The following is a 20,988-nucleotide window of genomic DNA, read 5'->3' on the forward strand; positions in this document are numbered from 1 at the left end:
TTCCGGTGACGCCCCGCGCGGGTCTCGGCGACCGACGATTCACTTGCGCAGCGTGGTCATCCATCCGTGGGTGTCGGCGAAGGTGCCGCGCTGGATCCCGGTGAGGGTGTCGCGCAGCGCCATCGTGATCGGGCCGGGCTCGCCGTCGGCAATGGTGAACTCGCCGTCCTTGTCCTTGACCTTGCCGACCGGGGTGATGACGGCGGCGGTGCCGCACGCGAACACCTCGGTGATCTCGCCGCTCGCGGCCTTCTCGCGCCACTCGTCGGTGCTGATGCGCCGCTCCTCGACCGCCAGGCCGGAGTCCTTGGCGAGGGTGAGCAGCGAGTCGCGGGTGATGCCCGGCAGCAGGGAGCCGGACAGCTCCGGGGTGACGAGGCGCGCGTCGGCGCCGGACCCGTACACGAAGTACAGGTTCATGCCGCCCATCTCCTCGACGTACTTGCGCTCGATCGCGTCGAGCCACACCACCTGGTCACAGCCCTGGTCGGCGGCGTAGGCCTGCGCGACCAGCGAGGCCGCGTAGTTGCCGGCGAACTTCGCCGCCCCGGTGCCGCCGGGAGCGGCCCGCACGTACTCACGCGACAGCCACACGTTGACGGGCTTGACGCCGCGCGGGAAGTACGCGCCGGCCGGGGAGGCGATGACGAGGAACCTGTACTCGCCGGCCGGGTGCACACCGAGGGCCGCCTCGGTCGCGAATGCGAAGGGACGCAGGTAGAGCGACTCCTCGCCACCGGCGGCCGGGACCCATTCGTTGTCGACGTCGATCAGCTCGGTGATCGCCTGCACGAAGAGCTCCTCCGGCAGGTTCGGCATCGCGAGACGTTCCGCGGACCGGTTCATGCGCGCGGCGTTGGCGGTCACGCGGAACGACGCGATGCTGCCGTCGGGCTGCCGGTAGGCCTTGAGGCCCTCGAAGATGGCCTGTCCGTAGTGCAGCACCATCGCGGCCGGATCGAGGGTGATGGGCGAGTACGGCTCGACCTTGGCGTCGTGCCAGCCCTTCCCCTCGATGTAGGTGATCGACACCATGTGGTCGGTGAAGTGCTTCCCGAAGCCGGGATTCGACAGAATCTCCTGTCGCCGCTCAGCGGGTGTCGGGGAAGGATGCTGGATGCGGGCGAATTCGAGGACCTCTGTCATGGACGTCAATGGTACAACCGGACCCGATCGCACTACCTCGTGTGGTCCTCGACGAAGGGCGGAACGACCACCTCGGCGCGCAGCGACCGGCCCCGCACGTCGACCGTGACCTCGTCACCGGCCTCGATGCCCGCCGCCGTGTCGAGCAGGGCGAGCGCGATCCCGACCTTGAGGGTCGGCGAGAAGGTACCCGAGGTGGTCCGGCCCACCGCGTCGCCCTCGCGCAGGACGGTCAGGTCCTGCCGCAGCACACCGCGGGCGAGGGCGCGCAGGCCCCACAGCCGCCGTGCCGGACCGGACTCCTTCTGTGCGAGCAGCGCGTCGCGGCCCCAGAACTGCGGCTTCTTCCAGCCGACGGCCCAGCCGACCCGCGCTTCGAGCGGGGAGATGTCGACCGACAGTTCGTGGCCGTGCAGGGCGTAGCCCATCTCGGTGCGCAGCGTGTCGCGGGCACCGAGCCCGGCGACCTGGCCGCCCTCCGCGCGCACCGCTTCGAGCAGGGCACGGAAGACGGTCTCGGCGTCGTCCCGGAGCGGCAGCACCTCGTAGCCGCGTTCTCCGGTGTAGCCGCTGCGACACACCCGCACCGGTGCGCCCCGGTACTCGGCGTCGGCGAAGCCCATGTAGTCGATGTCGGTGGGCAGCCCCAGCGCGGTGAGGACCGCCACGGACTTCGGGCCCTGCACGGCGAAGACGGCGTGGTCGCGGTGCCGGTTCGTCACGGTGACATCCGCGGGCGCGGCGGCGGCCAGCGCCTCGACGACGGCAGCGGTGTTCGCGGCGTTCGGGACGAGGAAGAGTTCCTCGTCGGAGACGTAGTAGACGATCAGGTCGTCGATCACGCCACCGGTCTCGGTGCAGCACAGCGTGTACTGGGCCCTGCCGGGGCCGATGCGGGTGAGGTCGTTGGTCAGGGCCGTGTTCACGAACTCGGCGGCACCCGGACCGGCGACGACCGCCTTGCCGAGGTGGCTGACGTCGAACAGGCCCACCGTCTCACGGACGGCGGTGTGCTCGGCGACCGTCCCGGCGTACGAGACCGGCATCTCCCACCCGCCGAAGGGGGCGAAGGTGGCGCCGAGTTCGGTGTGCACCGCGTGGATCGGACCGTGCTGCAGATCGTCGCTCATGACCCTGGACGCTATCCCACCGGCGCGCCGATCGTCGCCGTGGTCACTAGCATCGAGTCGTTCCCGCCGACGACATGTCCTGTCGCCGCTACTGCTTCAAGGAGACGCCCTGTGAGTGCACCGAGCCCCGACCTCCCCGAACTCGTTCTCGCCGGATCGGTATCGAAGCGAGCCGACGTTCTCGTCGTCGGCCTGACCTCCTCCGACGGGACCCCCGAGATCCTCGCCGGCAACGCACCGGTGGACGAGGAGATCCTCGGTGAGGTGCTCGACGCGGTGGTGGCGGTGGGCGCGAAGGGCCGCAGCGAGGAGCTGACCCGCGTCCCGGCACCGGCCTCGCTACCCGTGGCGAGCGTCCTGGCGGTCGGTCTCGGTGACGCCGACCGGATCGACGCCGAGCAGGTCCGCCGCTCCGCCGGTGCCGCCGCGCGCGCCCTGACAGGGGTCGGCACGGTCGCGACCATCCTGTCGGCCGTCGACCTCGGTGCCGCCGCGGAGGGATTCGCCCTCGGTGCGTACACCTACACCGAATTCCGTTCGGAGAAGTCCGCGCCGAAGGAGGACGCCCGCCCGGTCGCTCGTGTCGAACTGCTCGTCCCGTCCACCCGGGACCGTGCCGCCAAAGCCGCGCTGACGCGCGCCGTCGCGGTCGCGGAGGCCGTCGCGATCGCCCGCGACTTCGTCAACACCCCGCCGAGCCACCTGTACCCCGCCGAGTTCGCGGAGCGCGCCAAGGCGCTGGGCGAGGCCGCAGGTCTGAAGGTCGAGGTGCTCGACGAGAAGGCCCTCGAGAAGCAGGGCTTCGGCGGCATCATCGGCGTCGGCAAGGGCTCGTCGCGGCCGCCGCGCCTGGTGCGCCTGTCGTACACGGCCAAGAAGCGCAAGGCCCCGAAGGTCGCGCTGGTGGGCAAGGGCATCACCTTCGACACCGGTGGCATCTCCATCAAGCCGGCCGCGGGCATGGAGCAGATGACCTCCGACATGGCCGGTGCGGCCGCGGTCGTCGCGACCGTGGTGCTCGCCGCGAAGCTCGGGGTCGGTGCGAACGTCACCGCCACGGTGCCGATGGCCGAGAACATGCCGTCGGCGACGGCGCAGCGTCCGGGTGACGTCCTGACGCAGTACGGCGGCACGACCGTCGAGGTGATCAACACCGACGCCGAGGGCCGCCTCATTCTGGCCGACGCGATCGTGCGGGCCTGCGAGGACGAACCGGACTACCTCATCGACACCGCGACCCTCACCGGCGCGCAGATGGTCGCGCTGGGCACCCGCACCCCGGGCGTCATGGGACACGACGAGTTCCGCGATCGCGTGGCCGCGCTGTCGCAGGAGGTCGGCGAGAACGGCTGGCCCATGCCGTTCCCGAAGGAACTGCGCGGCGACCTCGAGTCCCGCGTGGCCGATCTCGCGAACGTCTCCCCGCACCGCTGGGGCGGCATGCTCACGGCCGGGATCTTCCTGAAGGAGTTCGTCGCCGAGGGTGTCCAGTGGGCCCACATCGACGTCGCCGGCCCTGCCTTCAACACGGGTGGTCCCTACGGTTACGTGGGCAAGGGCGGCACCGGTGTCCCGGTCCGCACGATGCTCGCGGTCATCGAGGACGTCGCCGAGCGCGGATGATCTTCCTACCGGTTCCCTCCCCTCCCGCGGAAGGGAGGGAACCGGTGTGATCGGCAACAACGGACGCGCCGCTGTGAGGTGATCCGCCCCTCCCCGAACGTCACCGAAAGATAGGTGCAAGGATGAGAGGGGCCATGCCTCGCCGGTATCGGCCCGACCGAACACGTGAACCAGCAGGCACGGGGGCCTTCCCCCGCGCAGAATGGTCGACGACCACACAATGGTCGGAGACCACGAGTCGGTACAACTCAACACACACGAACACAACCGTCGAGGAGTCAACAGACATGGCCTTCTCCGTCCAGATGCCAGCGCTTGGTGAGAGCGTCACCGAGGGAACTGTCACGCGATGGCTCAAGCAGGAAGGAGACACGGTCGAAGTCGACGAGCCCTTGCTCGAAGTCTCCACGGACAAGGTCGACACCGAGATCCCCTCGCCCGCTTCCGGTGTGCTGATCAAGATCGTCGCGCAGGAGGACGACACCGTCGAGATCGGCGGTGAGCTCGCCGTCATCGGTGAGGCAGGCGAGTCCGCCGGCAGCGCCCCCGCGCCCGCCGCCGAGGCTCCGGCCGCCGAGGCCGCTCCGGCTCCCGCCGCAGAAGCGGCTCCGGCTCCGTCCGCGCCCGCCCCCACCTCGGGCGGCAGCGCCGAGGGCACCCCGGTCACCATGCCGGCGCTCGGCGAGTCGGTCACCGAAGGCACCGTCACCCGCTGGCTGAAGTCCGTCGGCGACGAGGTCGCCGTCGACGAGCCGCTCCTCGAGGTCTCCACCGACAAGGTCGACACCGAGATCCCCTCCCCCGTGGCCGGCATCCTCGTCGAGATCTCCGCCCAGGAGGACGAGACCGTCGAGGTCGGCGGACAGCTCGCCGTCATCGGCTCCGAGGCACCCGCCGCCGAGACCGCCCCGGCTGCTCCCGCCCCGGCCCCGGCCGCCGAGGAGAAGCCCGCCGCAGAAGCGGCTCCGGCTCCGTCCGCGCCCGCCCCCACCTCGGGCGGCAGCGCCGAGGGCACCCCGGTCACCATGCCGGCGCTCGGCGAGTCGGTCACCGAAGGCACCGTCACCCGCTGGCTGAAGTCCGTCGGCGACGAGGTCGCCGTCGACGAGCCGCTCCTCGAGGTCTCCACCGACAAGGTCGACACCGAGATCCCCTCCCCCGTGGCCGGCATCCTCGTCGAGATCTCCGCCCAGGAGGACGAGACCGTCGAGGTCGGCGGACAGCTCGCCGTCATCGGCTCCGAGGCACCCGCCGCCGAGACCGCCCCGGCTGCTCCCGCCCCGGCCCCGGCCGCCGAGGGGAAGCCCGCTCCGGCTCCCGCCCCGAAGGCCGAGCCGGCTGCTCCCGCCCCGGCTCCGAAGGTCGAGCAGTCCGCCCCGGCCCCGGCGCCGAAGCCGGTCGCGGCCCCGGCCCCGGCCGCGCAGCAGTCCGCTCCGAGCGGTGCGACCCCGTACGTCACGCCGCTGGTCCGCAAGCTCGCCGCCCAGCACGGCGTGGACCTGTCCACGGTCCAGGGCACCGGCGTCGGTGGCCGCATCCGCAAGCAGGACGTCCTGGCCGCTGCCGAGGGCAGTAAGGCCGCCGGTGGCGAGAAGAAGGCCGCCGCTCCGGCCGGTCCGCTGCCGGGCGTGCGCCCCGAGCTCGCCAAGCTGCGCGGCACCACCCAGAAGGTCAACCGCATCCGCCAGATCACGGCGAAGAAGACCCTCGAGTCGCTGCAGACCACCGCGCAGCTCACGCAGACCTTCGAAGTCGACGTGACCAAGATCGCGCAGCTGCGCGCCGAGGCGAAGAAGGCCTTCTCGGAGCGCGAGGGCGTCAACCTCACCTTCCTGCCCTTCTTCGCGAAGGCGGTCGTCGAGGCGCTGCGTCTGCATCCGAACGTCAACGCCTCGTACGACGACAGCAAGAAGGAGATCACCTACCACGCCGCCGAGAACCTCGGCATCGCGGTCGACACCGAGCAGGGTCTGCTCTCCCCGGTGATCCACAACGCCGGCGACCTGTCGCTGGCCGAGCTGGCCCGGGCGATCGCCGACATCGCCGACCGTGCGCGCAACGGTGGCCTCAAGCCCGACGAGCTGGCCGGTGGCACCTTCACCATCACCAACATCGGCAGCCAGGGCGCACTGTTCGACACCCCGATCCTCGTGCCGCCGCAGGCCGCGATGCTCGGCACCGGCGCGATCGTCAAGCGCCCGGTCGTGGTGATCGACGAGACCGGCAACGAGTCCATCGGCGTCCGCTCGATGTGCTACCTGCCGCTCACCTACGATCACCGCTTGATCGACGGCGCCGACGCGGGCCGCTTCCTCAAGACGATCAAGCATCGTCTCGAGGAAGGTGCGTTCGAGGCCGATCTGGGCCTGTAGTCCCGGAACCGGACACGACCGGAACCTCGTAGCGGGGGCATCGCCGAGAGGCGGTGCCCCCGCTCGCGTCCGCACCCCCGCGGCGTAGAGTTCGGAAACATGAGCGATCCCTCGTCTTCCGCCCGTTTCGATTCGACGCCGGTCACCGTCGCCCGTCTCGGAACGGTCGACTATCTCGAGGCGTGGGAGAAGCAGCGCGAGCTCGCGAACGAGCGTGCCGAGGGTGTCGGCACCGACACGCTGCTGCTGCTCGAGCACCCGCCCGTCTACACCGCGGGGCGCCGCACCGAGGACGCCGACCGGCCCACCGACGGCACCCCGGTCATCGATGTCGACCGCGGCGGCAAGATCACCTGGCACGGTCCCGGTCAGCTCGTCGGTTACCCGATCGTGCGGCTCGCCGAGCCGATCGACGTCGTCGGCTACGTGCGCCGCATCGAGCAGGCCCTGATCCACGTGTGCACGGAGATGGGACTGGTGTGCGGACGCGTCGAGGGACGCTCCGGTGTGTGGCTGCCGGCCGAGATGCGCGACGGCACGTGGCTGCCCGAACGCAAGATCGCCGCCATCGGCATCCGGGTGCAGCGCGGCGTCGCGATGCACGGTTTCGCACTCAACTGCAATGCGGCGCTGGACGCCTTCGACGCGATCGTGCCGTGCGGCATCCGCGATGCCGGGGTGGCGTCGCTGAGCCGCGAGCTCGGCCGCGACGTCACCGTCGACGAGATGATCCCCGCGGTCACCGAGGCCGTCATCGCTGCACTCGACGGCCGAATCCCCGTGACCGAGTGCGACATCGAGCGGGTCACCTTCGAGGAGGCCGCGCGTCGCGCCGGAAGCCCGTCCTCCACGCCCGAATTCACTACTCACCGGTTCTGACCGGGCCCGCTCCCCGGCCGGATACGGGCGTGACGAGCGGCGTACGATCGAGGTCGTGACTGTGGCCCCAGAAGGACGCAAGCTGCTGCGGATCGAGACCCGAAACGTGCAGACGCCGATCGAACGCAAACCCAACTGGATCAGGACCCGGGCGAAGATGGGCCCGGAGTACACCGACCTCAAGGGCCTGGTGCGACGCGAGGGTCTGCACACGGTCTGCGAGGAAGCCGGCTGCCCCAACATCTACGAGTGCTGGGAGGACCGGGAGGCGACCTTCCTCATCGGTGGCGAGCAGTGCACGCGGCGCTGCGACTTCTGCCAGATCGACACCGGTAAGCCCACCGCACTCGACCGGGACGAACCGCGCCGGGTCGCCGAGTCGGTGCGCTCGATGGGACTGCGCTACTCGACCATCACCGGTGTCGCCCGCGACGACCTGCCCGACGGCGGTGCCTGGCTGTACGCCGAGACCGTGCGGCAGATCCACGAACTCAACCCGGGCACGGGCGTCGAGAACCTCATCCCCGACTTCAACGGCAAGCCCGACCTCCTGCAGGAGGTCTTCGAGTCGCGTCCCGAGGTACTCGCGCACAACGTCGAGACCGTGCCGCGCATCTTCAAGCGCATCCGCCCGGCCTTCCGTTACGAGCGGTCGCTCGACGTGATCCGCCAGGCCCGCGACTTCGGTCTGGTCACCAAGTCGAACCTCATCCTCGGTATGGGCGAGACCCCCGAGGAGGTCACCGAGGCGCTGCAGGACCTGCACGACGCGGGCTGCGACATCATCACCATCACCCAGTACCTGCGGCCCTCGCCGCTGCATCATCCCGTCGAACGGTGGGTCAAGCCGCAGGAGTTCGTCGAGCACTCCGAGAAGGCCCGAGAGATCGGGTTCGCCGGTGTGATGGCCGGACCGCTGGTGCGCTCGTCCTACCGCGCCGGCCGCCTCTACGCGCAGGCGATGGCCCGGCACGGTCGCGAACTGTCCCCGGCGCTGGCACATCTCGCCGAGGAGGGCACCGCCTCGCAGGAGGCGAGCGCCGTGCTCGCCCGCTTCGGCGACTGACGTCCGAGCCGCTCGTCGCGGCTTTCCGGTACGGCCCCGGTGGTGGTAATCGCGCCCTCACCGGGGCCGTATCCTTGTGGCATGGCCAAGGGCAGCAACACCGACAAGGAAGCGAAGGCAGCGGCGAAAGCCGCACGGAAGCAGGCGTCGAAGGAGCGTCGCACCCAGTTGTGGCAGGCGTTCCAGATCCAGCGCAAGGAGGACAAGCTCCTCCTGCCGTGGATGATCGGAGCGCTGGTCGCCTCGATCGTGGTCTTCTTCCTCGTGGGCCTGATCTTCGGGATCCAGTGGTTCCTGCTGCCCGTCGGCATCCTCGTCGGTGTCCTGCTGGCGTTCATCATCTTCGGCCGCCGCGTGCAGAAGACCGTCTACGCCAAGGCGGAGGGCCAGGCCGGAGCCGCGGCCTGGGCTCTCGACAACCTGCAGGGCGCGTGGCGCGTGACGCAGGCGGTCGCCGGCACCACCCAGCTCGACGCCGTGCACCGCGTGATCGGACGTCCCGGCGTCATCCTCGTCGGCGAGGGCAATCCGGGTCGCGTGAAGGGCCTGCTGGCGCAGGAGAAGAAGCGGGTCGCGCGGCTCGTCGGCGACACCCCGATCTACGAGTTCGTCGTCGGCAACGACGAGGGCCAGGTGCCGCTGTCGCAGCTGCAGAAGCGTCTGAACAAGCTGCCCCGCAACATCGACACCAAGCGCATGGACACCATCGAGGGACGCCTGTCGGCGCTCAGCTCGAAGAAGTCCGGTCCGGCGATGCCCAAGGGCCCGCTTCCTCCCGGCGCGAAGATGCGCAGCGTGCAGCGCACGATGCGTCGCCGCTGACATCCACGCGGGCATCCACGACGGAGGCCGCGCTCATCCCTCGGGGATGGGCGCGGCCTTCGTCGTAGGAGCGTGGTCGTGGGAGCGTGACGGGGTCAGCGGGAGCGGACGACGGCGGTGCCGGTCGCGCGGTCCTGCAGGCCGCGGCCGTCGACGTCGGTGACGAGCGCGGGCGCGATGAACACCAGCAGGAGCTGACGGGCGAGCGCCCGCACGATGCCCACGCGGACGGGCCGGTCCACGCGGACCACCTGCAGCCCGGCGATGAACTGGCCGGGGGTGAAGGAGAACAGGCTCACGCACGCGACGCCGACGACGAACCACACGATGAGGGTGTACGCCGAGATCTGCGAGCTCTCCAGGGGGTTGCCCGCCACCAGCGCGGAAGCGATCGTCATCGACATGAACCAGTCGATGACGAGCGCGAGGGTGCGCCGGAGGCTGGTGACCATCGAACCCGGACCGGACTCCGGGAGACCGAGCATCTGTCCGGGGTAGTCCTGCTCCTGCTGCTGTCCCTTGGGGAGTGCCGCGGAGGGCCCCGAAAGCCAGCTACCCGTCATGCGTGCCATAGGGTCCAGGATAGGCTGTCACGTGCGGACCATGACCAAGGCCGTGCTACCGCGGTGAGTTATACCACAATCCGGGCCTCACAGCAGGACTTCGACAGGTGTAACACCGCCGAAACATAGGCTTGATGGACGGGCAACACCATATCCATAACGTCTGATCCGACGCAGGCGCCCAGCACCCATGGCGCGCACCGAATGAAGGAGCACAAGCGTGGCGTTCACCTCGGCCGAAGAGGTCATCAAGTTCATCGCGGACGAGAAAGTCGAATACGTCGACATCCGCTTCACGGACCTGCCCGGCATCGAGCAGCACTTCTCGATCCCCGCGAAGGCGTTCAACGAGGATGTCTTCGAGGACGGCCTCGCGTTCGACGGCTCGTCCGTCCGCGGTTTCCAGTCCATCCACGAGTCGGACATGCTCCTGCTCCCGGACGTGACGACCGCTCGGATCGATCCCTTCCGTGCCGCCAAGACCCTGAACGTCAGCTTCTTCGTCCACGATCCCTTCACGCGTGAGTCCTACTCCCGCGACCCGCGCAACGTCGCCCGCAAGGCCGAGGAGTACCTGAAGTCGACCGGCATCGCCGACACCGCCTTCTTCGGTGCCGAGGCCGAGTTCTACATCTTCGACTCCGTCTCCTACGACTCGAAGATGAACGGCGCGTTCTACGAGCTCGACTCGATCTCGGGCTCCTGGAACACCGGCGTCGAGTACAACGCCGACGGCACCCCCAACCGCGGTTACAAGGTCCGCCCGAAGGGTGGCTACTTCCCCGTCGCGCCGTACGACCACTACGTCGACCTCCGCGACGAGATCTCCACCAACCTGCAGCTCGCCGGCTTCGAGCTCGAGCGCGGCCACCACGAGGTGGGCACCGGCGGCCAGGCCGAGATCAACTACAAGTTCAACACGCTGCTCGCCGCGGCCGACGACCTGCAGCTGTTCAAGTACATCGTCAAGAACACGGCGTGGAAGAACGGCAAGACCGCCACCTTCATGCCGAAGCCGCTCTTCGGTGACAACGGTTCGGGCATGCACGTCCACCAGTCGCTGTGGAAGGACGGCAAGCCGCTGTTCCACGACGAGGCCGGCTACGCGGGCCTGTCCGACCTCGCCCGCTGGTACATCGGCGGCATCCTGCACCATGCGCCGTCGCTGCTCGCCTTCACGAACCCGACGATCAACTCCTACCACCGTCTGGTTCCGGGCTACGAGGCCCCGATCAACCTGGTCTACAGCCAGCGCAACCGTTCGGCCGCCGTCCGTATCCCGATCACGGGCAACAACCCGAAGGCCAAGCGCCTCGAGTTCCGCGCGCCGGACTCCTCGGGTAACCCCTACCTGAACTTCGCCGCGCAGATGATGGCCGGCCTCGACGGCATCAAGAACAAGATCGAGCCGCTCGCCCCGGTCGACAAGGACCTCTACGAGCTCCCGCCGGAGGAGGCCAAGAACATCCCGCAGGCCCCCACCAGCCTCGCGGACGTCATCGACAACCTCGAGAAGGACCACGACTACCTGACCGAGGGTGGCGTGTTCACCACCGACCTGATCGAGACCTGGATCTCGCTCAAGCGCGAGCAGGAGATCGCCCCGGTCAACCTGCGTCCGCACCCCTACGAGTTCCAGCTGTACTTCGACTGCTGAGTTCGTTCGGGCTCCTGCGTCGAGTCCGCTGCCGATGGCCGCTCACCCGTTCCGGGTGGGCGGCCTTCGCCGTTTCCGGGACGTCCCCGGCCGGTCGCTACATCCTTCGCTGTCCGCTGCAGCAATCGTCGCGGCGGAGGACGAAACCGTGAGCGGATGGCGCGGACGCGGATGGTACGGACACTGCGGTCCCCTCCTGCGGATCTCCCCAAAGTCGCGACCGATTCCAGAAAAGTGCGTCATAGTGAGGTCTCGGAGGCCCATGCCCCACCTGCTCTGCACGGACAGGCCTCGCGATCACAGCCCTCACATGGTCCTATCCGGAAGGAACCCGCAGTGTCCGAAAGCGAGAACCCGGCAGTCCCCACCCCCGAACCGTCCCGGCACCGCCCCAGGACCAACCAGGACTGGTGGCCGGAGCAGTTGGACCTGTCGGTACTGCACCAGCATTCGTCCCTGTCCAACCCGATGGAACCGGACTTCGACTATCGGAAGGAGTTCGAGAAGCTCGACGTCGAGGCCCTCCGTCAGGATCTCATCGACCTGATGACGGACTCGCAGGACTGGTGGCCGGCGGACTTCGGCCACTACGGCGGTCTGTTCATCCGCATGAGCTGGCACTCCGCCGGCACCTACCGCATCGCCGACGGCCGCGGCGGTGGCGGCAAGGGCGCCCAGCGGTTCGCGCCGCTCAACAGCTGGCCCGACAACGTCAGCCTCGACAAGGCACGACGTCTGCTGTGGCCGATCAAGAAGAAGTACGGCCGTGCCCTGTCCTGGGCCGACCTGCTGGTCTTCGCCGGCAACTGCGCCTACGAGTCGATGGGCTTCAAGACCTTCGGCTTCGCGTTCGGCCGCGAGGACATCTACGAACCCGACGAGGTCTTCTGGGGCCCGGAGGACACCTGGCTCGGCGACGAGCGCTACGCCGGCGACCGCGAGCTCCAGGGCCCGCTCGGCGCCGTCCAGATGGGTCTGATCTACGTCAATCCCGAAGGCCCGAACGGCAATCCGGAGATCCTCGCCTCGGGGCGCGACATCCGCGAGACGTTCGCGCGGATGGCGATGAACGACGTCGAGACGGCCGCGCTGATCGTCGGCGGGCACACCGTCGGCAAGACGCACGGCGCCGGTCCGGCCGACAACCTCGGACCCGAACCGGAAGCCGCCCCGCTCGAGCAGCAGGGCCTCGGCTGGAAGAACTCCTACGGCACCGGCAAGGGCGGCGACACGATCACCAGCGGCCTCGAGGTGACGTGGACGCCCACCCCGACGAAGTGGGACAACTCCTTCCTCGAGACCCTCTACGCCTACGAGTGGGAGAAGACCAAGAGCCCCGCCGGTGCGTGGCAGTGGACGCCGAAGGACGGCGCCGGCGCCGGCACCGTGCCCGACGCACACGACCCGACGAAGAAGCACGCCCCGGGCATGCTCACCAGCGACCTGGCGCTGCGCTACGACCCGATCTACGGCGAGATCACCCGCCGCTGGCTCGACCATCCGGAGGAACTCGAGCAGGAGTTCGCCAAGGCGTGGTTCAAGCTGCTGCACCGCGACATGGGTCCGATCTCCCGCTATCTCGGGCCGTGGATCCCGGAGCCGCAGATCTGGCAGGACCCGGTTCCGGAGGTCGACCACGAACTGATCGACGACGGCGACATCGCGTCGCTGAAGGAGTCGATCCTCGGTTCCGGCCTGACGATCCCCGAGCTGGTCGCGACGGCGTGGGCGTCGGCGGCGAGCTTCCGCGGCACCGACAAGCGCGGCGGCGCGAACGGCGCCCGGGTGCGGCTCGAACCGCAGAAGAACTGGGAGGCCAACGAGCCCGAGCAGCTCGCCCGGGTGCTGCCGGTGCTCGAGCGGATCCAGCAGGAGTTCAACGGCTCGGCGACGGGCAACAAGAAGGTGTCCCTCGCCGACGTGATCGTCCTCGGCGGTTGCGCGGCGGTAGAGAAGGCCGCCCGCGACGCCGGTCACGACATCACGGTGCCGTTCTCCCCGGGCCGCACCGACGCCACCCAGGAGTGGACCGACGCCGAGTCGTTCGCGGTGCTCGAACCGAAGCACGACGGCTTCCGCAACTACCTGCGTGCGGGTGAGAAGCTGCCGCCGGAGAAGCTGTTCCTCGAGCGGGCGAACCTGCTCACCCTCACCGCCCCGGAGATGACGGTGCTCACCGGCGGGTTCCGTGCGCTGGGCGCGAACCACGGCGGCAACAAGCACGGTGTGTTGACCGACCGGCCGCAGCAGCTGACGAACGACTTCTTCGTGAACCTGCTCGACATGGGCATCGAGTGGAAGGTGTCGGAGTCGAGCGAGGGCGTCTACGAGGGCCGGGTCCGCGGCACCGACGAGGTCCGGTACACCGCCACCGCGGTGGATCTCGTCTTCGGCGCGAACTCGCAGCTGCGGGCGCTGTCGGAGGTGTACGCGGCCGACGACGCCGAACCGAAGTTCGTCCGCGACTTCGTGGCGGCGTGGACGAAGGTGATGGAACTGGACCGGTTCGACCTGCACAACTGATCACCCGGATCATGACAGGAGCCACCTGCCCACCCGGCAGGTGGCTCCGTCGTTCGTGCCGAGTCCCGGTGGGACGGCACCCTCCTCGCGGGGGCCGTTACGCCCCGAACACCCGCTCGACCACCGCGCGGGCCCGGCGGGTGATCCGCAGGTACTGGTCGAGGAACTCCGAGGCGTCCTCCCCGCGCCACCCGGTGACCCGCGCGACCGCCTCGAGCAACCGTCCCGGTCCGGGCAGCTGGTCGGTCGGCTTGCCACGCACGAGCACCAGCGCGTTGCGGGCGTGCGTCGCGGTGATCCACGCGGTGCGCAGCAGCTCGACGTCGGTCGCGCTGAGCAGTTCCGCCGCGCCGATCGCGTCGAGCGTCTCGAGGGTGGAGGTGTTACGCAGCGACTCGATGCGGTGCGCGTGCTGCAGCTGCAGCAGCTGCACGGTCCACTCGATGTCGGCCAGGCCGCCGCGGCCGAGCTTCGTGTGGGTGGCGGGGTCGGCGCCGCGCGGCAACCGTTCGGAGTCGACGCGGGCCTTGATCCGCCGGATCTCCCGCACCGCCTCCGGCGACACTCCCCCTTCGGGATAGCGCACGGTGTCGATCATGCGCAGGAACTCCAACCCGAGATCGGGATCGCCGGCGACCGCGTGCGCACGCAGCAGGGCCTGCACCTCCCACGCCTCGGCCCACTGCGAGTAGTAGGCGCGGTAGGAGGCGAGGCTGCGCACCAGCGCGCCGCTGCGTCCCTCGGGCCGCAGGTCGAGGTCCACCTCGAGCGGCGGGTCGGTGCTCGGCGCCCCGAGCAGGCGCCGCACCTGTTCGGCGACGCTGGTCGCCCACTTCACGGCGTCGGTCTCGTCGGCGTCGGGCAGCGGATCGCACACGAACAGCACGTCGGCGTCGGAGCCGTAACCGAGTTCGCCGCCACCGAGTCGGCCCATGCCGATCACGGCGATGCGGGCGGGTGCCGGTCCGCGGCTCTGTTCCGAGGCCCGCACGACCGCGTCGAGGGCCGCCTGGAGCACCCCGGCCCACACGCTCGACAGCGCCCGGCACACCTGCGGCACGTCGAGCATGCCGAGGATGTCGGCGCTCGCGACCCGCGCGAGTTCGGCCCGGCGCAGCGACCGTGCCGCGGCGATCGCGCGCACCGGATCGGAGTAGCGGCCCGACGAGGTGACGAGCGCGCGGGCGACCTCCGGCGGGTTCGGTTCGAGCAGCCGCGGACCGGTGGGGCCGTCGGCATAGGACCGGATGACGTCCGGCGACTTCACGAGCAGTTCCGAGACGTAGGCCGACGAGCCGAGCACCGTCATGAGACGTTCGGCGACGGCCGGTTCGTCACGCAGCACCCGCAGGAACCAGACGTTGTCGTAGAGCGCGTCGGACAGTCGCCGGTAGGCGAGCAGGCCGGCGTCGGGATCGGTGGTCTCCCCGAGGTATTCGAGCAACTGCGGCAGCAGCAGCGCTTGGATCCGCGCCTTGCGGGAGGCGCCCCCGGACAGCGCTGCGAGATGTTCCATCGCGTGCTGGGGCGCGCTGTAGCCGAGAGCGGCGAGCTGGCGGACGGCGGCGTCCGGCGACAGCCGCAGCGCCTCCTTGTCGAGCTTGGCCACCGATTCGAGCAGCGGCCGGTAGAACAGGCGGGTGTGCAGCTTCCGGATCCGCGAGGTGTTGCGCTTGATCTCCGACTCGAGCACCCCGAGCGCGTCCTTGCGTCCGTCGGGGCGCATGTGAGCGGCGCGGGCGAGCCAGCGCAGTCCCTCCCGGTCCTCCGGCGGTGGGAGGGTGTGGGTGCGCTTGAGCCGCTGCAGCTGCAGCCGGTGTTCGAGCAGCCGCAGGAACTCGTAGGAGGCGCGCAGGTTCGCGGCGTCCTCGCGGCCCACGTATCCCCCGTCGGCGAGCGCGGCGAGCGCCTCGACGGTGTTGGGCACGCGCAGCGACTCGTCGACGCGGCCGTGCACCAGTTGCAGCAGCTGGACCGCGAACTCGACGTCGCGGAGACTGCCGCGGCCGAGTTTGAGTTCGCGCTCACGCAGGTCGGCAGGCACGAGTTCCTCGACGCGCCGCCGCATGGCCTGCACGTCGGGCACGAAGTCCTCGCGTTCGGAGGCCGTCCACACCATGGGGCTCAGCGCGTCCATGTAGCGGCGGCCGAGGTCGAGGTCGCCGGTCATCGGCCGCGCCTTGAGCAGCGCCTGGAACTCCCAGGTCTTGGCCCACCGGTTGTAGTAGGCGACATGGGATTCGAGGGTGCGCACGAGTTCTCCGCGCTTGCCCTCGGGACGCAGGGCGGCGTCCACCTCGAAGAAGGCCGCGCTGCCGATGCGCATCATCTCCGCGGCGATCCGGCTCGCCTTGGAATCGGCCGGTTCGGCGACGAAGACGACGTCGACGTCGCTGACGTAGTTGAGTTCGCGCGCGCCGCACTTGCCCATCGCGATGACGGCGAGGTCGACGGGGCACGGTCCCTCGGGCACCACGGTGGACACGGCCACCGCGAGCGCCGCGGTGAGCGCCGCGTCGGCGAGGTCGGCGAGCAGTGCCCCCACCTGCAGGTAGGGCAGGACGGGTTCGTTCTCGACGACGGGGGCGAGATCGGCCGCGGCGATCAGCATGAGCTGGTCGCGGTAGGTGGTGCGCAGTGCGGAGATCGCGTCCGGACCCGTGATCCCGGCGCGGTGGATCAGCCGCCCGGGACGTCCCTCGGGCTCGGGCACCGCGTCGACGCTGTCGAGCATCCGCGCGGTGAAGGTGTGCTTGTCGGGCAGGTCCACCGTGCCCGCGAGCATCCGCCAGCGGTCGGGGTGGGCGACGACGTGGTCGCCGAGCGCCGAGGACGACCCGAACAGACCGAACAGCCGGCCGCGCAGGCCCGTGTCGGAGCGCAGCGCCGTATCGAGTTCGGTCCACTCGTCACCGAGGGCCTCGGACAAGCGCACGAGGGTGCGCAGGGCGAGGTCGGCGTTGGGGGCGCGGGACAGCGCCCACAGCAGCTCGATGCTGCCGACGTCGTTCCAGCCGAGCTGGGCGAGTTCGGCGGCCGCGGTCGGCTCGACGAGGCCGAGCCGACCGGGACCGGGAATCGCCGAACGCCCGCTGGGTGGCCTCACCACGACTCCACCGCGTTCGACTCCACCGCGTTTACAGCCCCAGATACTGCTCGAGCTCGTACGGGGTGACCTGGCTGCGGTAGTTCTCCCACTCCCGCCACTTGTTGCGCAGGAAGTAGTCGAAGACGTGCTCGCCGAGGGTCTCCGCGACGAGCTCGGACTTCTCCATCTCGCGCAGCGCGATGTCGAGGTCGGTGGGCAGCTCGCGGTAGCCCATCGCCCGGCGCTCGGCCGAGGTCAGCGACCACACGTCGTCCTCCGCCTCGGGGGCGAGCTCGTAGCCCTTCTCGATGCCGCGCAGGCCGGCGGCTAGGAGCACCGCGAAGGTCAGGTAGGGGTTGCACGCCGAGTCGGGGGTGCGGATCTCGACGCGGCGCGACGAGGCCTTGCTCGGGGTGTACATCGGGACGCGGACCAGCGCGGAGCGGTTCGACGGACCCCAGCACGCGGCGGTGGGGGCCTCTCCCCCGTGCACCAGGCGCTTGTAGGAGTTCACCCACTGGTTGGTGACGGCGCTGATCTCGTTGGCGTGCTCGAGGATGCCGGCGATGAACGCCTTGCCGGTCGCCGACAGCTGCAGCGGATCGTCGGGATCGTGGAAGGCGTTGGTCTCGCCTTCAAACAGCGACATGTGGGTGTGCATCGCGGAGCCGGCGTGCTCGTGGAAGGGCTTGGGCATGAAGGTCGCCCGCACACCCTCCTGCATCGCGATCTCCTTGACCACGTAGCGGAAGGTCATGACGTTGTCGGCCATGGACAGCGCGTCGGCGTAGCGCAGGTCGATCTCCTGCTGGCCCGGCGCGGTCTCGTGGTGGCTGAACTCCACCGAGATGCCCATGGATTCGAGGGCGTCGATGGCGTGGCGCCGGAAGTGCGGCGCCGAGCGGTGCACCGACTGGTCGAAGTAGCCGCCGTTGTCGGCCGGCACCGGCACACCGTTGGGGCCCTCCTCGACGAGGAAGAACTCGATCTCGGGGTGCACGTAGCAGCTGAAGCCGAGGTCGGAGGCCTTGTTGAGCTGGCGGCGCAGCACGTGCCGCGGGTCGGCCCAGGCGGGGGTGCCGCCCGGCATGGTGATGTCGCAGAACATGCGGGCCGAGTACTGGTGGCCGCGATCGTCCGTCCAGGGCAGCACCTGGAAGGTGGTGGCGTCGGGTCGCGCGACCATGTCGGCCTCGGAGATGCGCGAGAACCCTTCGATGGCCGAACCGTCGAAGCCGATGCCCTCCTCGAAGGCGCCCTCCAGTTCGGCCGGCGCGATCGCCACCGACTTGAGGGTGCCGACGACGTCGGTGAACCACAGACGCACGAACCGAATGTCGCGCTCTTCGAGGGTGCGGAGCACGAACTCCTTCTGGCGATCCATACTGGCGAGACTAGGCACTATCCGTTAATTCCGTGTTACATCCGCCACCTCTGATCGATGGCGTGTCGCTCACATCCCGATCCGGTCAGCAGTGAGGGTCCGAATCGGGCACCTGCAGATCGACAAGATAGCGGGTCACGACATCGTCGACGCACCCCTCCCCGTCGAGGACGACGGTGTGCTGGGTGCCCTCGAAGGTCACCAGTGCGCCGCCGAGGCGGGCCGCCAGTTCCACGCCGGCATCGTACGGGGTGGCCGGATCACCGGTCGTGGACACCACCAGCACCGGGGCCAGTCCGGGCACCTCGGGGGTGTGCGGCTCGCCCGTCGCGGGCACTGGCCAGAAGACGCAGACGTCGAGCGGCGCGGTGCCGTTGCCGCGCCCGTCGTCGAGGAAGGGCGCCGCGGCCCGGAAACGGGTGTCGAGTTCCCCGGCGAGGGCCCGGTCGGTCACCGGCGGGTCGTCGACGCAGCGGATCGCGTTGAAGGCGTCGGTGATGTTGCTGTAGGTGCCGTCGTCGTTGCGCCCCTCGTACAGGTCGGCGAGCTGCAGCAGCGAGTCGCCGGTGCCGCTGACGGCCAAGGAGGTGAGCCCGCCGCGCAGCGTCCCCCACAGCGACGGCGAGTAGAGCCCTTGCTGCACCCCGGTGATCGCGTCGCGGTGGGTCAGGCCGCGCGGGTCGGTGGTCGGGGCGGGCGCGGCGATCAGCGGATCGACCAGCGCCCGGAACCGTTCGGTGGCCCGGGCCGGGTCGGAGCCGAGCGCACAGTCGGCGTACCCGGCGCAATAGGCGGCGAACTCGTCGAAGGCCTTCTGGAATCCCTCCGCCTGCAGCACGATCTCCTCGACCGGGTCCTGCTCGGGGTCGATGGCACCGTCGAGCACCATCGCCCGCACCCGGTCGGGGAACCGTTCGGCGTAGAGGGTGCCGAGCCGGGTGCCGTAGGAGTAGCCGAGGAAGTTCAGGGTGTCCTCGCCGAGGACACCGCGGATCACGTCCATGTCCCGGACCACCTCGCGGCTGCCGACATGGGCGAGGACGTCGGGGCCGGTGCGGTCGGCGCACAGCTCGGCGTACTCCCGGTTGTGTTTCTCCGCTTCGGCGATGCCCTCCGGGCTCGTGTCGCCGTCGTCGAGGGCCCGCTCGGCGTCGAACTCGGCGTCGGTGAGGCAGCGGACCGCGGGGTCGGACACCCCGATGCCGCGGGGGTCGAAGCCGACGACGTCGAACCGGTCCCCGAGGGTGGTGCCGTCGGCCGTGAGCGCCGAGGACAGTCCGGAGGCGCCGGGGCCGCCGGGGTTGACGAGCAGCGCGCCGATCCGGTCCCCGGTCGCCTCGGCCCGGGAGAGCGCGAGGGTGATCGTGCGGCCGTCGGGGTCCTCGTAGTCGAGGGGCACGGTGATGCGGGCGCACTCCACGCCCTGCCGCGCGAGATAGGGGCCGTCGTCGCCGTAGCCGGTGCAGGACTCCCAGTCGACGGGCTGCTCGTAGAAGCGCTCGAGGCCGGGCACGACCCCCGCCGTCGACGGTCCGGGATCACCGGCCGACGCGCTGCACGCGGTGAGCGCGACCGCGGCGGCGAACAGGGGGACGGTCAGGGGGACGGACAGACGGCGCAGACGCGTGCGAGCAGGGATAACCACGCTCCGATCGTGCCACGCGACGATGTGACCAATCGCACCGCCATGTCCCCTTCGAACCCTCGGAGCGGGCTGGCAGACTGAGACAGTCATCACCCGACCCGGGGACCCAGAGGGCCTCGAGGAAGAAAGGGACAGCGATGTCCGACAACGTGACGTCCGTATACGGTGGCGCGGCTTCCGCTGCAGCCCCGGCCGACACCCCCAAGCGCAAGACGCGAGTCCACCACCTGCAGGCGATGAAGGCCGAGGGCCGCCGCTGGGCGGAGCTGACCGCGTACGACTACTCCACCGCCCGCATCTTCGAAGAGGCCGGTATCCCGGTCCTGCTCGTGGGCGATTCCGCAGCCAACGTCGTCTACGGCTACGACACCACCGTGCCGGTGACCGTCGACGAACTCCTCCCCCTCGTCCGGGGTGTGGTGCGCGGTGCACCCAACGCTCTGGTCGTGGCCGACCTGCCGTTCGGCACCTACGAGGCCTCGCCCGAGCAGGCGCTCGCGACCGCCGTGCGGTTCATGAAGGAGGGTGGCGCGCACGCCGTCAAGCTCGAGGGCGGCGAGCGGATGGCTCCGCAGATCGCGGCGATCACCGCGGCCGGCATCCCGGTGCAGGCCCACATCGGTTTCACCCCGCAGTCGGTGAACTCGCTCGGCGGGTTCCGGGTGCAGGGCCGCGGCGACGGCGCCGAGCAGCTCGTCGCCGACGCGATCGCCGTGCAGGAGGCGGGTGCCTTCTCCGTCGTGATGGAGATGGTGCCGGCGGAGCTGGCCGGGCAGGTCACCCGCAAGCTGAGCATCCCGACCGTCGGCATCGGCGCGGGCAACGAGTGCGACGCGCAGGTGCTGGTCTGGCAGGACATGGCCGGCTACACCAGCGGCAAGACGGCCAAGTTCGTCAAGAAGTTCGGGCAGGTCGGCGACGAACTGCGCAGTGCCGCGGCCCAGTACGCGGCCGAGGTCGCGCAGGGCACCTTCCCGGGACCCGAACACTCCTTCTGAGACCGATCCGGGTGAGGGGCACCATCGCATCGCGGTGTTGCCCCTCACCCGTGTGTCCCGAGCGTTTCCGGGCAGTGCACGGATCGGTGGCA

14 protein-coding genes are annotated in these 20,988 nt (G+C 69.9%); 8 read left to right on the forward strand and 6 right to left on the reverse strand.

Annotated elements, in window-relative coordinates:
- Positions 1-39 precede the first annotated feature (39 nt).
- Together OED52_RS12450 and gcvT are read right to left on the reverse strand one after the other, a co-directional pair.
- A complete protein-coding gene (locus OED52_RS12450) occupies positions 40-1,146 on the reverse strand; it encodes a branched-chain amino acid aminotransferase (RefSeq protein WP_264151198.1) in 1,107 nt (368 codons plus the stop codon).
- A gap of 32 nt (positions 1,147-1,178) precedes the next feature.
- The gene (gene gcvT, locus OED52_RS12455; RefSeq protein ID WP_264151199.1) at positions 1,179-2,276 is read right to left on the reverse strand and encodes a glycine cleavage system aminomethyltransferase GcvT; all 1,098 of its coding nucleotides are present in this window, start codon (positions 2,274-2,276) and stop codon (positions 1,179-1,181) included.
- Positions 2,277-2,387: 111 nt separating this feature from the next.
- Here gcvT and OED52_RS12460 point away from each other — a divergent pair, with 111 nt between their 5' ends.
- The 5 genes from OED52_RS12460 to OED52_RS12480 all read left to right on the forward strand — a co-directional run bounded on the left by OED52_RS12460 (position 2,388) and on the right by OED52_RS12480 (position 9,038).
- Entirely contained in the window at positions 2,388-3,899 is a 1,512-nt protein-coding gene (locus OED52_RS12460; protein WP_264151200.1) for a leucyl aminopeptidase, read from the forward strand.
- 287 nt (positions 3,900-4,186) lie between these two features.
- Complete coding sequence (gene sucB, locus OED52_RS12465) at positions 4,187-6,271, forward strand: 2-oxoglutarate dehydrogenase, E2 component, dihydrolipoamide succinyltransferase (RefSeq protein WP_264151201.1); 2,085 nt, start codon at positions 4,187-4,189, stop codon at positions 6,269-6,271.
- A 99-nt stretch (positions 6,272-6,370) separates the two neighbouring features.
- Positions 6,371-7,150, forward strand: coding sequence for a lipoyl(octanoyl) transferase LipB (gene lipB, locus OED52_RS12470; RefSeq protein ID WP_264151202.1), 780 nt, complete (start codon positions 6,371-6,373; stop codon positions 7,148-7,150).
- A gap of 55 nt (positions 7,151-7,205) precedes the next feature.
- Positions 7,206-8,216: a lipoyl synthase gene (gene lipA / locus OED52_RS12475; RefSeq protein ID WP_264151203.1), complete on the forward strand. Its 1,011-nt coding sequence runs from the start codon at positions 7,206-7,208 to the stop codon at positions 8,214-8,216.
- An 81-nt stretch (positions 8,217-8,297) separates the two neighbouring features.
- Entirely contained in the window at positions 8,298-9,038 is a 741-nt protein-coding gene (locus OED52_RS12480) for a DUF4191 domain-containing protein (protein WP_264151204.1), read from the forward strand.
- A gap of 95 nt (positions 9,039-9,133) precedes the next feature.
- Here the strand turns inward: OED52_RS12480 and OED52_RS12485 are convergent, their stop codons facing one another.
- On the reverse strand, positions 9,134-9,610 hold the full coding sequence (locus OED52_RS12485; protein ID WP_264151205.1) for an RDD family protein: 477 nt from the start codon (positions 9,608-9,610) through the stop codon (positions 9,134-9,136).
- A 211-nt stretch (positions 9,611-9,821) separates the two neighbouring features.
- On the opposite strand from OED52_RS12485, the gene glnA reads away from it, so the two are divergent.
- Together glnA and katG are read left to right on the forward strand one after the other, a co-directional pair.
- Positions 9,822-11,258, forward strand: a complete 1,437-nt coding sequence (gene glnA / locus OED52_RS12490) for a type I glutamate--ammonia ligase (RefSeq protein ID WP_264151206.1) — start codon at positions 9,822-9,824, stop codon at positions 11,256-11,258.
- A 276-nt stretch (positions 11,259-11,534) separates the two neighbouring features.
- Complete coding sequence (gene katG / locus OED52_RS12495; protein ID WP_264154685.1) at positions 11,535-13,781, forward strand: catalase/peroxidase HPI; 2,247 nt, start codon at positions 11,535-11,537, stop codon at positions 13,779-13,781.
- Between the two features lie 97 nt (positions 13,782-13,878).
- Here the strand turns inward: katG and OED52_RS12500 are convergent, their stop codons facing one another.
- The 3 genes from OED52_RS12500 to OED52_RS12510 all read right to left on the reverse strand — a co-directional run bounded on the left by OED52_RS12500 (position 13,879) and on the right by OED52_RS12510 (position 19,898).
- Complete coding sequence (locus OED52_RS12500) at positions 13,879-16,890, reverse strand: bifunctional [glutamine synthetase] adenylyltransferase/[glutamine synthetase]-adenylyl-L-tyrosine phosphorylase (RefSeq protein ID WP_264151207.1); 3,012 nt, start codon at positions 16,888-16,890, stop codon at positions 13,879-13,881.
- A gap of 28 nt (positions 16,891-16,918) precedes the next feature.
- Complete coding sequence (locus OED52_RS12505) at positions 16,919-18,253, reverse strand: glutamine synthetase family protein (protein WP_264151208.1); 1,335 nt, start codon at positions 18,251-18,253, stop codon at positions 16,919-16,921.
- Positions 18,254-18,338: 85 nt separating this feature from the next.
- Positions 18,339-19,898 (reverse strand): alpha/beta hydrolase, encoded by a 1,560-nt coding sequence (locus OED52_RS12510; RefSeq protein WP_264151209.1) that lies wholly within the window; start codon positions 19,896-19,898, stop codon positions 18,339-18,341.
- 137 nt (positions 19,899-20,035) lie between these two features.
- Here OED52_RS12510 and panB point away from each other — a divergent pair, with 137 nt between their 5' ends.
- The gene (gene panB, locus OED52_RS12515; protein WP_264151210.1) at positions 20,036-20,896 is read left to right on the forward strand and encodes a 3-methyl-2-oxobutanoate hydroxymethyltransferase; all 861 of its coding nucleotides are present in this window, start codon (positions 20,036-20,038) and stop codon (positions 20,894-20,896) included.
- Positions 20,897-20,988 lie beyond the last annotated feature (92 nt).

The organism is Rhodococcus sp. Z13, assembly GCF_025837095.1.
GTDB classification, from domain to species: Bacteria; Actinomycetota; Actinomycetes; order Mycobacteriales; family Mycobacteriaceae; genus Rhodococcus; species Rhodococcus sacchari.

Bases quoted from the DNA above. Each gene is read 5' to 3' on its own strand.
- OED52_RS12450 (WP_264151198.1), bottom strand. From the start codon at position 1,146: ATGACAGAGGTCCTCGAATTCGCCCGCATCCAGCATCCTTCCCCGACA.
- gcvT (WP_264151199.1), bottom strand. From the start codon at position 2,276: ATGAGCGACGATCTGCAGCACGGTCCGATCCACGCGGTGCACACCGAA.
- sucB (WP_264151201.1), top strand. From the start codon at position 4,187: ATGGCCTTCTCCGTCCAGATGCCAGCGCTTGGTGAGAGCGTCACCGAG.
- lipB (WP_264151202.1), top strand. From the start codon at position 6,371: ATGAGCGATCCCTCGTCTTCCGCCCGTTTCGATTCGACGCCGGTCACC.
- OED52_RS12480 (WP_264151204.1), top strand. From the start codon at position 8,298: ATGGCCAAGGGCAGCAACACCGACAAGGAAGCGAAGGCAGCGGCGAAA.
- OED52_RS12485 (WP_264151205.1), bottom strand. From the start codon at position 9,610: ATGGCACGCATGACGGGTAGCTGGCTTTCGGGGCCCTCCGCGGCACTC.
- OED52_RS12505 (WP_264151208.1), bottom strand. From the start codon at position 18,253: ATGGATCGCCAGAAGGAGTTCGTGCTCCGCACCCTCGAAGAGCGCGAC.
- panB (WP_264151210.1), top strand. From the start codon at position 20,036: ATGTCCGACAACGTGACGTCCGTATACGGTGGCGCGGCTTCCGCTGCA.